Here is a 15,461-nt window from a genome sequence, read left to right on the forward strand (position 1 = left end):
AGCCGGATCAGGCTGGCGGCGTCAGCAGCACGCGGCCGATGCGCCGCTCGCTGACGTCCGTCACCTCCAGGCGCCAGCCGCCCAGTTCCAGCGTGTCTCCCTTGGCCGGCAAGCGGCCAAGGTGCTTGAGTGCCAGCCCGCCGAGGGTCTGGTACTCAGCCGTTGGGCGGGCGTGGAAGCCGACCCGCTCGGCCAACGCGCTCAGCGTTACCGCGCCGTCCACCCGGTAGGCACCCGCCTCCGCCTCGATGTCGGTACCCGACACCTCGCTGGCGTCCGGCAGTTCACCGGCGATGGCCTCCAGCACGTCGGTCATGCTCAGCATGCCCTCGAAGCCACCGAATTCGTTGACCACGAAGGCCAGGTGGGTCGAGGCCTCGCGCATCAGCTCCAGCGCGCCCAGCACGCTACTGCTGTCGGGCAGGCTCAGCGGTTCGCGCAGCAGCGGCAGGATGTCCAGCTCGCGGCCCTGCAGCAGCGCCGAGAACAGCTCTTTCTTGTGCACATAGCCCAGTGGCTCGTCGATGTTGCCCTCGCGGATCACCAGCAGGCGCGAGTACGGCGACTCCAGCAGTGCGCGGCGGATGTTCTCCGGGCTGTCGGCGACGTCCACGCGGTGCACGCGCTGGCGGTCGATCATCACGGCTTTCACCGGACGCTCGGCCAAACCCAGCACGCCGCTGATCATCACCCGCTCACGGCGGTCGAACGGCGCCTCGGCGCCATCGTCCGCCCCCACCAGGTCGGCGATTTCCTCGCCGACCTCATCGGCATCGACCTTGCCGCCCATCAGGCGCAGCACCGCATGGGCGGTACGCTGGCGCAAACCACGTTGCCCGCGTTGGCTCTTCTGGCGCTTCCAGCGCATCAGTTGGTTGACCGCCTCGATCAGCAGGCTGAAGCCGATGGCGGCGTACAGGTAGCCCTTCGGGATGTGGAAGCCCAGGCCCTCGGCGGTGAGGTTGAAGCCGATCATCAGAAGGAACCCCAGGCACAATATGATCACCGTCGGGTGTTCATTGACGAAGCGCGTCAGCGGCTTGCTGGCGACCATCATCAGGCCGATGGAGAAGATGACCGCGATCATCATCACTTCCAGCTGCTCGACCATGCCCACGGCGGTGATCACCGCATCGAGGGAGAACACCGCGTCGAGCACCACGATCTGCGCGACGATCGGCCAGAAGGCGGCGTACATGCGCTTGCCGTTTGCCGTGTGTACGCGACCTTCGAGGCGCTCGTGCAGCTCCAGGGTCGCCTTGAACAGCAGGAACAGACCACCGAACAGCATGATCAAGTCGCGACCGGAGAAGGTCTTGCCGAATACGTCGATCAGCGGCTCGGTCAGCGTCACCAGCCAGGAAATACTCGCCAGCAGGCCCAGGCGCATCAGCAGCGCCAGCGACAGGCCGATCAGCCGCGCGCGGTCGCGCAGGTGCGGCGGCAGCTTGTCCGCAAGGATCGCGATGAAGACCAGGTTATCGATACCGAGGACCAGCTCGAGCAGGATCAGCGTGAGCAGTCCGACCCAGGCCGTGGGGTCCATCAACCATTCCATGTCGTTACACCTCGCAGGGTGCGCACCATGGCAGGCTGGAAAATCTCATCCGCGAACGCGGATGCCGGGGGAGGTTTGCCGACCGCCGGGGCTGCCGGGGTCGGGGTGGTACTTTGACTGTCCATCAGGGTCCATTGAGGAAAAACGGACGCCCATCCTATGGGCAAAACGCTACTGCGTTTAAGCGGACAATCTTTTCAAAATCTATCGACAGCTCTACCAGTAGTTCTCCACGGCGATCTGCCCCGGCTTGCGCGTCAGCGCCAGGCTCATGCCACGTGCCTTCAGCACCGCGCGAGTGTCCTCGATCATCTGCGGGTTGCCGCAGAGCATCACCCGCGAATGTTCCGGGGTGAGTTCCAGCCCGGCGGCGCGTTCCAGCTCGCCGTTCTCGATCAGCGTGGTGATCCGTGCATTCAGGCAGCCGGGCACCTGCTCGCGGGTGACCACCGGGATGAACTGCAGCTTGTGGATATGTTCAGCCAGGTGTTCCATCGCGCCGAAGCTGGCGATCAGGTCGCGGTAGGCCAACTCCTTTTCCTCGCGGGCACTGTAGACCAGCTTGATGGTCTCGAAGCGCTCCCATACCTCGAAGTCCTGCAAGATCGACAGGAAAGGCGCAAGCCCGGTGCCGGTGGACAGTAGCCACAGGTCGCGGCCATCGGGGAAGCGGTCGAGGGTGAGGAAGCCGAAGGCCTGGCGATCCACCAGCAGCTGGTCGCCAACGCGCAGGCGGCTGAGCTCGCTGGTGAATTCACCACCAGGGACGACGATGGAGAAGAACTCGAGGAAGTCGTCGTGGGGCGCCGAAACCATCGAGTAGGCGCGCCAGACGATGCTGCCGCTGGGCTTGTACACGCCCAGGCGGGCGAACTGCCCGGCGCGGAAGCGGTAACCGCTGTCGCGGGTGGTGCGCAGGGTGAACAGGCTCGGGGTGAGCGTCTGCACCTCCAGCAGGGTCTGGCGGGTGAACTTCTCTTCGCTGGCGGTCATCGTCCGCTCCTTTGCAGGCAACGGCTCATTTTCCCGTATTCAGGGCGATAGAAACACCCGCAAGGCTTGTGGCTATCCGGGGAGATCGCTACAAGCCTGCGCCAGATCAGCAGATCAGTGCTTGCGGTTCACCACCTGGGCGGCGCGCAGCACGTCGGTGCCGATCTCGCCTTCGAACTGTTTCCACAGCGGCTGCATGGCGGTGCGCCAGACGTCACGCTCGGCCGGCGTCAGGGCGATGATGCGCGCCTTGCCGTTGGCCACCACATGGTCACGCTCCTTCTGGTTCAGCGCCTCGGCGTCCTTGTTCACCTCGACGGTGACCTCTTCGATGATGCTCTCCAGCTGGGTGCGCACCGGGTACGGCATGCTGTTCCAGAACTTCTGGTTGCTGATCACCATGTAGCTGAGCACGCCATGGTTGGTCTCGGTGATGAACGGCTGGGCCGTATCGAGCTTCTGGCTGCCGATGTTCGACCAGGTGTTCTCGGTGCCCTGCACCTTGCCGTCCTGCAGCGCCTTGAGGGTCTCGGCGAAGGGCATCTTCACCGCCGTGGCGTTGAGCAGACCGAACTGGGCGTTGATCACCGAGGACGGCTGGATACGGAAGGCCAGGCCCTTGGCATCGGCCGGCGCGCGCAGCTCGCGGTTGGCGGAAAGCTGCTTCATGCCGTTGTTCCAGTAGGCCAGGCCGTAGATGCCCGAGCGCGCCATGGAGTGCAGCAACTCGCGGCTCTTGTCGCGCTTCTGGAAGCGCTTCACCGCCTCCAGATCATCGAACAGGAAGGGCAAGTCGAAGACTTCGAGCTGCTTGGTGTAGCCCTCGAACTTCGACAGCGACGGCGCCAGCATCTGCACCTTGCCGTCCTGCAGGGCCTGCAGTTCGTCGGCATCGCCGAACAGCGTGGAGTTGGGGAATACTTCGATCTTCACCTGGCCGGCCAGGCGCTCTTCCACCAGCTTCTTGAACAGCAGCGCGCCGCGGCCCTTCGGCGTGTCGTCGGCAACGACGTGGGAGAACTTGATCACGATGGGCGCATCGGCAACGGCCGGTTGAGCCACTAGGAAAAGGGCGGACAGGGCCACCCCGAGCAACGACTTGTACATCGACATCCTTATGCAATGGCAATAGCCCGGCGCGCGAACGAATGTCGCGTGTCGAGGATTCGTGAAGACTTGGAGTGGTGGCCGTCGGTCGGCGGAGGCGTGCTCCGGGATCGGGCCCTACCGGGTCGCCTGGAGCGCCCGGTTATTATTGGGAGGCCGCCACGCAGCGATGGAAAGACGGCAGCGGGCGGATAGGTCATAATTTTTCGGTATAACGCCGCCCTGCACAAGCAGATGATGGCCAACTGCTTCTCAGTTTGATGACAATCTCGTTGCAATCAGCCTCGTCTCATTGCGACTTCCAGCTCCATCCGTTCTCAGCCCTTCTTCGTTCGAGAGTCCCATGCCCGTCCTCGCCAGCCCCTTCGCCCAGCTCGATCTGGTCCGTCACCCCGAACAGCGCGAAGACCCGCTGCAGGCCTTCGATGCGTCGGACGAATACCTGCTCGCGCACCTGCACGAACAAGGCGTTGGTGCGGACAGCCGGGTGCTGGTGCTCAACGACAGCTTCGGCGCACTCGCCGCCAGCCTCGCGCCCCACGTGAAGCTGACCAGCAGCGGTGATTCGCACCTGGGTTTCATCGCCCTGCAGCGCAACCTGGAACGCAACGGCCTGAGCGACGCGCCGCTGGCTTTCGTGCCCTCCAGCGAAACGCCGCAGGGCCCGTTCGACCACGTGCTGGTGCGCGTGCCCAAGACCCTGGCGCTGCTGGAGGAACAATTGATCCGCCTGTACGGCCAGCTCGCGCCGGGCGCCAAGGTGGTCGCCGCCGGCATGATCAAGCACCTGCCGCGCGCCGCCGGTGACCTGCTGGAAAAGTACATCGGCCCGATGCAAGCGTCGCTGGCGGTGAAGAAGGCCCGCCTGCTGGTCGCCACCGCCGAACAACGCCCCGCGCCCTCCTCGCCCTACCCCACGCGCTACCGCCTGGACAAACCGGCGCTCACCCTGGTCAACCACGCCAACGTGTTCTGCCGCGACGGCCTGGACATCGGTACCCGCGCCTTCCTCCCGCACCTGCCGCAAATCCACCACGCTGTACGCGCCGCCGACCTGGGCTGCGGCAACGGCGTGCTGGGCATCGCCTTTGCCCTGCTGAATCCACAGGCCGAGCTAACCCTGGTGGATGAGTCGTACATGGCCGTGCAATCGGCTCGCGAGAACTGGCAGGCAGCGCTGGGCGACCGACCTGTGGATATCCATCCCGACGACGGACTGGCCAGCCAGCCTGCCGATTCGCTCGATCTGGTGCTGTGCAACCCGCCCTTCCACCAGCAGCAGGTGGTCGGCGACTTCCTCGCCTGGCGCATGTTCCAGCAGGCCCGCGCAGCGCTTGTTACGGGCGGCGAGTTGTGGATCGTCGGCAACCGCCACCTGGGCTACCACGCCAAGCTCAAGCGCCTGTTCCGCGGCGTGGAGCAGGTGGCGGCAAATCCGAAATTCGTGGTGCTGAAAGCGACCAAATAAGCAGGCGGGATTGCTCCGGCCCGCGCGCCGGAGCAGCATGGATCGCCTTCGCCAGGACGCACGCCATGACCGCACAAGAGCCCTCCCCGTCTACACCGGAACTGATCCGCACCGCCGACGGCGTCAACCTCGCACTGCGCCTCGTGGGGCCGGCGGATGGCGTGCCCATCGTGCTGACCCACGGCACCTTCTCCAACCATCGAAGCTGCCTTGGGCTGGCCAACTACCTTGCCGGGCAAGGGTTCGCCTGCTGGCTGTTCGACTGGCGCGGCCATGGCGACAGTGAGCGCAACGGTTTTATCCACAGCTTCGATGACGTGGCCGAGCAGGACGTACCGGCGATTCTCGAAGCGGTCAGCCAGCGCAGCGGACAAACGGCGCTGCACTGGATCGGCCATTCCGGCGGCGGACTGATCGTCTCGATGTGGGCGGCGCGCAATCCGGAATTGGCGCAGCGGCGGCTGCGCTCGATGGTGCTGATCGGCTCCCAGGCCACGGCGGCCGGGGCCAGTCTTTCTCATCGGCTCGCCGTGCTCGGCTACGACTGGCTGCTGCGCTGGCGGCGCGTCGCGCCCAGCCGGGCGAAGAGCGTCGGGCCGGAGGCGGAGAGTGCACGGCTGATGCGTCAGTGGTGCCAGTGGAACCTGCGACGGCGCTTCGATTCGCTGGCGGGGTTCGACTATCTGGCTGGAATGGCGAACGTCGATTTACCGGTGCTAGGCGTGGCAGGTAGCGGCGATACCTTCATCGCTCCGGTTGCCGGGTGCGAGGCCTTGGTGAAAGCGTTTGGCGGCAACGACACGAAGCTGGAGCTGTTCGGCCTGGCAACCGGCGCGCGGGAAGATTACAGCCATAACCGCTTGCTGCTGTCGCGCAATGCCAGCCAGGAAATCTGGCCGCGTATCGCGCAGTGGCTGGAGCAGCGCTGAAACCGCGAGATTCGATGCTGCCGGGGTTCGCGAGCAAGCTCGCTCCTACACAGAGCGCGCCCGTGCATACCTGTAGCACCGTAGGGCGCATAACCTGGAACAGGTTATCCGCCGACATCTGCTCGGCGGATAACGCTGGCGCGTTATTCGCCCTACGACACTGTCGCGCAATGCCAGCCAGGAAATCTGGCCGCGTATCGCACATTGGCTGGAACAGCGCTGAATCCGCGAGATTCGGTGCTCGCGAACCTGTCAGGAGCGCAGGACGTCCGGGGTGTCCACGTCTCGCAAAACACCCGCGTCTTTCACCTCGACGACGACACAACTTTCACGATGCGCCTGCACCACCGCGCGGGCGCCTTCATCGCCAGTGAGCTGCGTCAGCTCCGGCCAGAAGTCACGACCGAACAGCACGGGGTGGCCACGCTGGCCATCGTGAAGCGGGAAGAGAATGGTCGAGGCACCGGCCGCATCGGCCAGCGCACGCAGGGTTTCCGGAGCGATCCAAGGCATGTCGCCAAGCAGGATGGCCACGGCCTGAGCGTCGGAATCCTGCAATGAGGCTGCACCCGCAGCGAGGCTGTGCCCCATGCCAAGCGCTGCGTCCGGGCTGTGGATAACACGGCAGCCGGCTGGCAGGCCGAAGTCATCCGCTCTCTCTCCATCGCGCAGCACCACCCGCACGTCATCGAATACGGCCTGCGCCCGCTCGACGCTATGCGCGAGCAGGCTGCGCCCATCCGGAAGAACTGCACGGCGCTTGTCCGCGCCGAAGCGCGAGCCCTGGCCGGCGGCCAGGATCAGCGCGACGACTGTCACAGCGCCTCGCGGGCGACACCGCTGCGCGTGCGCAGGATGTCGGCGAGCACCGCCAGGGCGATTTCCGCCGGGGTCTTGCTACCCAGGTTGAGGCCAATGGGCGCGTGCACGCGCGCCAGCTCCGTCTCGTTCAGGCCACCGATGCGGTGCAGGCGCTCGCGGCGCTTGTCGGAAGTCGTGCGCGAACCCATGACGCCGATGTAGAAGGCCTCGGTGCGCACGGCTTCGAGCATCGCCAGGTCGTCGATCTTCGGGTCGTGGGTCAGCGCCACCACCGCGGTATCCGCATGGCAGCCGCCGTTGGCGATGAACACCGAAGGCAGCTCGCGGCGGATTTCGATGCCATCGAGCACCACGCCGTCCAGTGCCTCTTCGCGGGGATCACAGAGGATCACCTCGAAGCCCAGTCCCTTGCCGAACTCCGCGCAGAAATGCGCGACGCTGGAGTAGCCGGCCAACAGCAGACGCTGTGCCGCGCCGACGCGCAGGCGAACGCTGGCTTCGTCACGTTCCACGCGCGGGCCGTACTCATGGTCGTCACTCAGACGGCGGCTGCCGTTCTGCAGATTCACTTCACGCAGCAGGCGACGCTGGCCGAGCAGTGCCGACTCCAGCTCACGCAGGTGGGCCTGCACGTCGCAATCGGGCGCGAGGTTTTCCACCAGGACGTCGAGGATGCCGCCGCAGGGCAAGCGGATGTTCGTGCGGGTATCGGTGCCGTCGCCGTAGCGCACGACGACTACCGGCTCGCTGAACTCGCCTGCGGCGACGCGTTCGAGGAAGTCATCCTCGACGCAGCCGCCGGACAGCGAACCCACCCACTGGCCGCTGGCGTTGACCGCCAGCAACGAGCCCGGCGCGCGGGGCGCCGAGCCGTAGGTGAAGAGCACGCTGCACAGCCACACGCGCTGGCCAGCGGAGGACCACTGGAGCGCCTGGCGGACCACTTGCAGATCGAGATGCTGCACGAATTACTCCGACTTCAGCTGAGCAACCTGTTGTACGCCCAGATCGCCCGGCAGGCCACCCCAGGCCTGGCGCAGGTAGTTGATGAGGTCCGCGAGTTGCTCGTCACTGAGCTTGTCGGCAAAGCCCGGCATCGGCTGCATGCGCTCGAAACCGGTGAACTGCTGCTCGCGGATGCCTTCGACGATGACCTTGGCCAGGTTGCGCGAATCGGCCAGGCGCAGGGTGGTGTTGCCCTGCATGGCCACGGCGATGTGCGGCTTGCCCTCGCCATCGTTGCCGTGACAGCCGGCGCAGACGTTGAGGTACTGCTGGCGGCCACGCTTGGCGCTGTCGCTGAGCTGGTCCTCGGCCACTGCCTTGACCACCTTGGCCTGCGGCGGCTGTTCGCCGAGCAGGTAGGTGGACATGGCGGCCAGGTCCTCGTCACCCAGGTGCTGGGTGCTCAGGTGCATCACCGGGAACATCTCGTTGAACATGCTGCCCTGCGGGCTCATGCCGTGCTTGAGGAAGCCGGTGAGGTCGGCGCTGGTCCAACCACGCTCGGCCAGGTCCTGGGCCAGCAGACTCGGGGCGCTGTAGCCGTTGAGCAGGCCGCCGGTCAGGCGCTTGTCCTGCTCCAGGGCGCCGATCTGGTTGCGCGGGGTGTGGCACTCGCCGCAGTGGCCGAGCACTTCCACCAGGTACTGGCCGCGCTTGTAGGGCTCGCTCTTGCCCTCGGTGTTCTGCAGCTGGACGCTCTTGCCGTAGAGCATGTTCCAGCCGCTCAGGCCCAGGCGCACGTTGAACGGGAAGCTCAGGCTGGTTTCCGGCGCGGCGCGGTGCACCGGGGTCTGGCTCATCAGGTAGGCGTAGAGGGCATCGCTGTCCTCGCGCTTGATGAGGTGGTACGAGGTGTAGGGCATGGCCGGATAGAGGTTGGCGCCATCCTTGCGCTTGCCCTCGGTGAGGGCGGCGAAGAACTCGTCGGCGCTGTAGTTGCCGATGCCGAAGTCCTTGTCCGGGGTGATGTTGCTGCCATAGATGGTGCCGAACGGCGAGTGGATCGGCAGGCCGCCGGCGAACGGCGCGCCGCCCTCGGCGGTGTGGCAGGCCATGCAGTCGGCGGCGCGGGAGACGTACTCGCCGCGCTTGATCAGCTCCTGGTCAGCAGCTTGTGCGCTCACTGCCAGGCCGAGGCCGACAGCCAGCGCGAGGCCGGAAAGAATGCGCTGCATGCTCAACCCTCCTTGACCAGGCCGAGATCGGTCAGCACTTCACGGGTGGCGTCGTAGTAACGCACGTACCCGGTGCAGCGACAGATGTGATGGCCGAGGCTCGCCTCGATGGTCGATTCCAGTTCGCTCTTCTTCAACGGCTGGCGCTGGGCCTTCTCCACCAGCACGGTGGCGGCGTTGACGAAGCCCGGTGCGCAGTAGCTGCACTGGAAGGCGAAGCGGTCGACGAATTTCTGCTGGATCGGGTTCAGCTCCTTCACCGAACCGTCTTCCTCGCGCTTGGCGTGGCCCTCGATGGTGCGCACCTTCTTGCCTTCGAAATAGTGCGCGCCGGTGATGCAGGTGCGCACTTCCTCGCTGGTGCCGTCGGGGTTGTCGACGATCACCACGCAGGCGTGGCAGATGCCCTGGCCGCAGCCCAGGCGCGAACCGGTGAGGTTCTGGTACTCGTGCAGGTAGTCGATCATCGGCAGGTCCTCGGGAACCTCGACCGGACCGACGGTTTGACCATTCAAGGTCAGGTTGAGCGGACGGTTAGCCATTGAGGGCCTCCTTGATGCGAGCGGGGGTGATGGGCAGGTCGCGGACGCGCTTGCCGATGGCGTGGGCCACGGCGTTGCTGATGGCGCCGACCACCGGGATCATCACCACTTCGGCGATGCCCTTGGACGGGTCGCTGGGCGAAAGCGGCGGAAGGATTTCCGAGCTCTGCTGCCAGACGGCCACGTCTTTCGCCTTCGGGAGACGGTAGCGGTTGAAGTTCCAGTCGCCCTCGCCCGGGCCCCCCTCGTACAGCGGCATGTCTTCCAGCAGCGCATGGCCGATGCCCATGGCGGTGCCGCCTTCGATCTGGCCTTTCACCAGTTCCGGCACCAGCACGCGGCCACACTCGATCCAGCTGTGGTGGTTGAGCACGCTGACTTCGCCGTTGCCCTTGTTCACCTTCAGCTCGACGATGGTCGCCACCGGGCTGTAGTAGGTCACGGCGGCGTTATTCAGCTGCACCGGCGGATAGGCCACGTTCTGGCGATCCAGCAGGTGGAAGCCGGCGCTGTTCATCTGCGCCTTCTTCACGCCCGGCGCGCCGTCGCCGTATTTCACGGCCAGGGCGTCCAGCGGCAGGCGGTCGCGCACGCCGTCGATGACGTAGTCGCACTCCGCCCAGCTCCAGCGGTTGAAGCCGTGGACGGTGGCGCCGGTGACCAGGCCCTTCTCGTGAGCGACCTGAGCCAGCTCGGCGAACGACAGCGGCTCCAGGCCGTTGGCGGTGAGCTTGCCGTCGACCCAGTGGGCGTCCTCGCGGCGCACCACCAGCGGGTTGGCGGCGCCGTTGAACGGACCGCGGCGCCAGATTTCCAGGGCCGCCGGCCACAGGCCGTGGTTGAACAGCACGCGCGCCGCTTCGCGGGTGGCGTGGCTGAAGTAGTAGGCCGAGTTGGTCGCCGACGACGCCGAGGCGTACTTGCCGACCCAGCGCGGGTTGCGCAACTTCTCGTCCTGGGTCGGCTGGCTCATGGTGTAGGGGTCTTCACCGCTGATCAGCTGCAGTTCCGGCCACTCGGTTTCGGCGGTCTTCATCTCGTCCGCCGGCTTGCCGAGGAAGTCGGCCACCACCAGCGCCTGGGAGGTGGACATCCCGGTGCCGATCTCGATGCCGATGTGGCGCATGTGCACCTTGCCGGTGGCATCGAACTCGATGCTCGCCATGGGCGCTTCCGAACCGGTGCCGAAGTCCTTCTGGCAGATGGCGAAGCCGACGCCGTACCAGTGGTCCGCGTCCTTGGCGTCCATCGACTGCTTGCGTGCGTCGCGGGTCTTCCACCACTCGTGGGCGGCGGCCTTGTCGAGGATTTCGTGCAGGCGCAGGGCACCGGCAGGGATCGCGCCCTGGGTGTTCTTCATGCCCGACTTCAGCGCGTTGACGCGGCGCAGTTCGATGGCGTCGACGCCCAGGCGACCGGCGATCTCATCCACCATCATCTCGGTGGCGGCCATGCTCTGCAGGGTGCCGTAGCCACGCATGGACCCGGCCTCGACGGCGCGGGAATGGTAGGCAGTCACCTGCAGGTCGTTCTGCGGCATGTAGTAGATCGACTGCGCAGCGGTGGCGCCCACGGCGGCCACGGACGGGCTGTAGTTGATGCGGCCGCCGCCGTCCACGCTCATCTCGGTGCGGAAGATCTTGAAGGTCATGTCCTTCTTGTCCACCGCGAGCTGGTAGCGGATGTCGAACGGGTGGCGCTTGATGCCGCTCTGGAACTGTTCGTAGCGGTCGTTGGCCAGGCGCACCGGCACACCGTTGCCGTACAGCGCAGCCAGGGCCGCGTAGTAGACGAAGATGTTGTGGTCCTTGGAGCCGTAACCCACGGTGTAGCCGGGGTGCATGTTCAGCTTGGCCAGGCCGAAGCGCGACGGGGCGATCATGTGCGCCGTCTCGTAGGCCGCTTCGAACGGGCACTGGGTGGCGACCACGAAGTGCAGGGTCTTGCTCGCCGGGTCGTACCAGCCGTTGCCGTTGTCCGGCTCCATGGCGGCCGGCTCGATGGACGGGGTCTTGTAGCGTTCGTCGAAGACCAGCCAGTTCTCCGGCGGGTTTTCGATCTGGTCCTTGATCTTCTGCGCGTAGAACAGGCCCTGCTCGGTAAGGTCACCGTGCTGGTTGGGCTGCTGGTTCCAAACCGGTTTGCGCTCGCGGATCATCGGGAAGAGGATCGAGTCCTTGAGGCTGGAGAACTCGTCCGGATCGGCCGAAGTCGCCCCGCCGACGCGCACGTAGCGGAAGCTGCCGTAGGGATCGCCCTGGTACAGCGGCGCCTGCGCGCCGTAGCGGATCGCCTTGTCGTTGAACTTCATCTTCAGCTTGGCCTGACGGAAGCGCTCGAAGTCGTTCCAGATCAGGATCGCCACCGGGTGGCCGATGAACATCGGCACCTTGCCGCGCGGCAGCAGCGGGTCCGGGGCGTGGGCTTCGGGGAAGACGATGCCGTCCTTGTCCAGGTCGTCGGCGGTGACGATGCGGTCCGGCTGCAGCTCGGCGCCCAGCCAGGCGAGGTCGATGCCGTCGAAGATGCGGTCGGCCTTGATGGTCTTTAGCAGCATGGCGTGGCCCTGCTGCTGCGGCCAGCCGGGCATGTCTTTCGAGCGGATGTCGCGGGCGAACACCTTGTTGCCGCAGACCTTGGACAGCGCGTCGTTACGGAAGCGCGCCTTGCCGTCGTGGCCCATCCACTGCTGGGGCGAGACGGTGACGGAGTTTTCCATCAGGGCAGCGAAGGCCCGGCTGCCGAGCGGCGCCATGGTCACGCTGACACCGGCAATCAGCCCGCCTTGCAGGAAGGCGCGCCGGGAAATATCACGGTTGGACATGGTTCATCCTCTGGACGGTGGAGGCCCGCCCATGTGGTTTTTTTCGGTGCTGGAGAGAGTTCGGAGGCCGCGGAATCGCGGGCGTCTCGGGGGTGGCGCCGGAGGAAAGATCCTGCAGGAAAACCTGACTCTTCTGTCAACTTTAACGCACCTAAAGGGGGCGAAGCAAAGTCAATCGGGCAGCTTGTCGCGCCAGCGCAAATTTTAGTCGACGGCTAGCGACTATTCGCCAATTGCGGAATCCGCCGACGACAAGCGGAAAAGTGTTACGTCGTGCTACGCTGCGCAGCCCTTGCTTAGCCTCCTAACGAACCCTCCAGAATAGCCGCCAAGATGACCGCCGAAGCCACGTCCCTGCTGCGTCACCGCCCTTTTCTCGCCTTCTGGCTGGCCCGCGTCTGCACCGCCAGCGCCTTCCAGATGATCACCGTGGCCATCGGCTGGCATATCTATGAGCTGACCCACAACGTGCTCGACCTGGGTCTGGTCGGGCTGGTGGAGTTCACTCCGCGCGTGCTGTTCATGCTGCACACAGGCCACGTCGCCGATCGTTACGACCGCCGCCGTATCGCCTCGCTCTGCCAGGTCGCCCAGGGGTTGATCGCCGTAGCGCTGGTGGTGGGCGCCAGCACCGACAACGTGACCCGCGAGATGATCTTCGTGATGGCCTTCCTGCTCGGCACCGCGCGGGCTTTCGAGATGCCGACCACCCAGGCGCTGCTGCCGAACATCGTCCCCACCGCGCTGTTCCCCCGCGCCGTCGCCGCATCCGCCTCGGCCATGCAGGCGGCGACCATCGCCGCGCCAGCCTTCGGCGGCTTCCTCTATGCCTTTGGTGCCTTCTGGGTCTACACGCCGACCGCAATCCTTTACTTCATCGCCTGCACCCTGGTGCTGACCCTGCCCAAGCGCCAGGCGCCGGCGGCACAGGGCAAGGCGACGCTGGAATCGCTGCTGGCCGGCATCCGCTTCATCCGCAGCCGCCCGGACATCTTCGGCGCCATCTCGCTGGACCTGTTCGCCGTGCTGCTGGGCGGCGCCACCGCGCTGCTGCCGGTGTTCGCCAAGGACATCCTGCTCACCGGCCCCTGGGGCCTGGGCCTGCTGCGTTCGGCCCCGGCGGTGGGCGCGCTGCTGATGTCGTTCTGGCTGGCGCGCTTCCCCATCGAGCGCAACGTCGGGCGGATCATGTTCGCCGCCGTGGGCGTGTTCGGCGTCACCACCATCGCCTTCGGCCTGTCGACGTCCTTCTGGTTCTCGCTCGCCGTGCTGGTGGTGCTGGGCGCGGCGGACATGATCAGCATGGTCATCCGCGGCGCCTTCGTGCAGTTGGAAACCCCGGACGAGATGCGCGGCCGGGTCAGCGCGGTGAACGGCCTGTTCATCGGCGCCTCGAACCAGCTGGGCGAGTTCGAGTCCGGCGTCACTGCACACTGGCTCGGCACGGTGCCGGCGGTGGTGCTCGGCGGTGTCGGTACGCTGGTTGTCACCGGCGCGTGGATGAAGCTGTTCCCCACCCTGGCCAAGCGCGACAAGTTGCACTGAGTTTGCTGTTTCTGTAGGAGCGAGCTTGCTCGCGAACATCGACGCGAGGCACGCCCTCACCCTAACCCTCTCCCGTAGGGAGAGGGGACTGGTCGGTGCAGGATGAAATCACTGCGTCAGTTGGCAAGGACGGCCCCCTCTCCCTACGGGAGAGGGCTGGGGTGAGGGGAACAGTCCACGCCGGGGCAGGTTCGCGAGCAAGCTCGCCCCTACAAGCAGCCCAGGATAACCGGCGAAAAAAATCCCCCGCTGGAAGCACCGACGAGGGATGTGGGAACGGACGCCGGGGGACGGCGCCCGGATGGGATCGATTACTGCGAGGCTAGTGCGGCGTACCCAGCCCCGCCGCGCTCATGAACAGGCGCATCAGCCAGGCGGCAACACCCAGGCCGGCGACGCTCAGCGCCCAGATCAGCACCAGCCAGCCGAGCCGCTTGCGCAGCGGTGCCTTCTCCTGCTCCTCATGGGTCATGGTCCGCACCTCTAATGGTAGCCATCGCCGTGCTTCACCTTGCCGCGGAACACGTAGTAGCTCCACGCGGTGTAGACGAGGATGAACGGGATGATGAACAGCGCGCCCACCAGCATGAAGCCCAGGCTCTGTGGCGGTGCCGCGGCGTCCCAGATGGACATGGACGGCGGGATGATGTTCGGCCACAGGCTGATGCCCAGTCCGCTGTAACCCAGGAAGATCAGCGCCAGGGTGAGCAGGAACGGCTTCACGTGGTCGTTGCGCGCCACCGAGCGCAGCAGGCCGTAGAAGGTCAGCAGCACCAGCAGCGGCACCGGCAGGAACCAGAAGAGGTTCGGCAGGCTGAACCAGCGCTGGGCGATTTCCTCGTGGGCCAGCGGGGTCCAGAGGCTGACGATGCCGATCACCGCCAGCAACACCAACGCCAACGGCTTGGCCAGGTCATGCATGCGCTGTTGCAGGTGGCCTTCGGTCTTCATGATCAACCAGGTGCAGCCCAACAGGGTGTAGGCGACGACCAAGCCCAGGCCGCAGAACAGCGGGAACGGTGCCAGCCAGTCCAGCGGGCCGCCGGCGAAGGCGCGGTTCTCCACCGGGATGCCTTCGATGAAGGCGCCCAGGGCAACGCCCTGGAAGAACGTCGCCACCAGCGAGCCGATGATGAACGACTTGTCCCACAGGTGACGTTTATTGGCCCGCGCCTTGAAGCGGAACTCAAAGGCCACGCCGCGGAAGATCAGCCCGACGAGCATCAGCATCAGCGGCAGGTAAAGCGCCGAGAGCACGGCGGAATAAGCCACCGGGAAGGCGCCAAACAGCGCCGCGCCGCCCAGTACCAGCCAGGTCTCGTTGCCGTCCCAGACCGGCGCGACGGTGTTCATCATGACGTCACGGTCGCCCTCGTCCTGGCAGAACGGATAGAGCATGCCGATCCCCAGGTCGAAGCCGTCCATCACCACATACATCATCACGCCGAAGATGATGATGATCGCCCAGATCAGCGGAAGGTCGATTCCCATGC

Annotated in this window: 13 protein-coding genes; 3 read left to right on the forward strand and 10 right to left on the reverse strand. The window is 65.8% G+C overall.

What is annotated here, in order from left to right:
* Positions 1–7: 7 nt before the first annotated feature.
* The 3 genes from JVX91_RS00960 to JVX91_RS00970 all read right to left on the reverse strand — a co-directional run bounded on the left by JVX91_RS00960 (position 8) and on the right by JVX91_RS00970 (position 3,658).
* A complete protein-coding gene (locus JVX91_RS00960) occupies positions 8–1,558 on the reverse strand; it encodes a TerC family protein (protein ID WP_205337605.1) in 1,551 nt (516 codons plus the stop codon).
* 216 nt (positions 1,559–1,774) lie between these two features.
* Complete coding sequence (locus JVX91_RS00965; RefSeq protein WP_184592127.1) at positions 1,775–2,551, reverse strand: ferredoxin--NADP reductase; 777 nt, start codon at positions 2,549–2,551, stop codon at positions 1,775–1,777.
* Between the two features lie 114 nt (positions 2,552–2,665).
* Positions 2,666–3,658, reverse strand: a complete 993-nt coding sequence (locus JVX91_RS00970; protein ID WP_205337606.1) for a TRAP transporter substrate-binding protein — start codon at positions 3,656–3,658, stop codon at positions 2,666–2,668.
* A 343-nt stretch (positions 3,659–4,001) separates the two neighbouring features.
* Here JVX91_RS00970 and JVX91_RS00975 point away from each other — a divergent pair, with 343 nt between their 5' ends.
* Positions 4,002–5,126, forward strand: a complete 1,125-nt coding sequence (locus JVX91_RS00975) for a class I SAM-dependent methyltransferase (protein WP_205337607.1) — start codon at positions 4,002–4,004, stop codon at positions 5,124–5,126.
* 65 nt (positions 5,127–5,191) lie between these two features.
* Positions 5,192–6,055, forward strand: a complete 864-nt coding sequence (locus JVX91_RS00980; RefSeq protein WP_205337608.1) for an alpha/beta fold hydrolase — start codon at positions 5,192–5,194, stop codon at positions 6,053–6,055.
* Between the two features lie 252 nt (positions 6,056–6,307).
* On the opposite strand, the gene JVX91_RS00985 is transcribed toward JVX91_RS00980, so the two are convergent.
* The 5 genes from JVX91_RS00985 to JVX91_RS01005 are packed head-to-tail and all read right to left on the reverse strand — an operon-like array spanning position 6,308 to position 12,423.
* Positions 6,308–6,874 (reverse strand): nucleotidyltransferase family protein, encoded by a 567-nt coding sequence (locus tag JVX91_RS00985; RefSeq protein WP_205337609.1) that lies wholly within the window; start codon positions 6,872–6,874, stop codon positions 6,308–6,310.
* Positions 6,871–7,842: an XdhC family protein gene (locus JVX91_RS00990; protein ID WP_205337610.1), complete on the reverse strand. Its 972-nt coding sequence runs from the start codon at positions 7,840–7,842 to the stop codon at positions 6,871–6,873. Before JVX91_RS00990 ends, JVX91_RS00985 begins: the two co-directional genes overlap by 4 nt.
* A gap of 3 nt (positions 7,843–7,845) precedes the next feature.
* Positions 7,846–9,057 carry a cytochrome c gene (locus tag JVX91_RS00995; protein ID WP_205337611.1) on the reverse strand — a complete coding sequence of 404 codons (1,212 nt, stop codon included), beginning with the start codon at positions 9,055–9,057 and terminating at the stop codon, positions 7,846–7,848.
* A 2-nt stretch (positions 9,058–9,059) separates the two neighbouring features.
* Positions 9,060–9,599, reverse strand: a complete 540-nt coding sequence (locus tag JVX91_RS01000) for a (2Fe-2S)-binding protein (protein ID WP_024764769.1) — start codon at positions 9,597–9,599, stop codon at positions 9,060–9,062.
* Positions 9,592–12,423, reverse strand: a complete 2,832-nt coding sequence (locus JVX91_RS01005; protein WP_205337612.1) for a xanthine dehydrogenase family protein molybdopterin-binding subunit — start codon at positions 12,421–12,423, stop codon at positions 9,592–9,594. Before JVX91_RS01005 ends, JVX91_RS01000 begins: the two co-directional genes overlap by 8 nt.
* A gap of 333 nt (positions 12,424–12,756) precedes the next feature.
* Between JVX91_RS01005 and JVX91_RS01010 the strand changes: the two genes are divergently transcribed.
* Positions 12,757–13,968, forward strand: a complete 1,212-nt coding sequence (locus JVX91_RS01010; protein WP_205337613.1) for an MFS transporter — start codon at positions 12,757–12,759, stop codon at positions 13,966–13,968.
* 322 nt (positions 13,969–14,290) lie between these two features.
* Here JVX91_RS01010 and JVX91_RS01015 read toward each other — a convergent pair whose 3' ends face one another.
* Both JVX91_RS01015 and cydB read right to left on the reverse strand, forming a co-directional pair.
* On the reverse strand, positions 14,291–14,440 hold the full coding sequence (locus JVX91_RS01015) for a DUF2474 domain-containing protein (RefSeq protein WP_037007166.1): 150 nt from the start codon (positions 14,438–14,440) through the stop codon (positions 14,291–14,293).
* Between the two features lie 11 nt (positions 14,441–14,451).
* A complete protein-coding gene (gene cydB / locus JVX91_RS01020) occupies positions 14,452–15,459 on the reverse strand; it encodes a cytochrome d ubiquinol oxidase subunit II (protein ID WP_205337614.1) in 1,008 nt (335 codons plus the stop codon).
* Between the last annotated feature and the right edge of the window lie 2 nt (positions 15,460–15,461).

This window comes from Pseudomonas sp. PDNC002, from assembly GCF_016919445.1.
Classification (GTDB): Bacteria; Pseudomonadota; Gammaproteobacteria; order Pseudomonadales; family Pseudomonadaceae; genus Pseudomonas.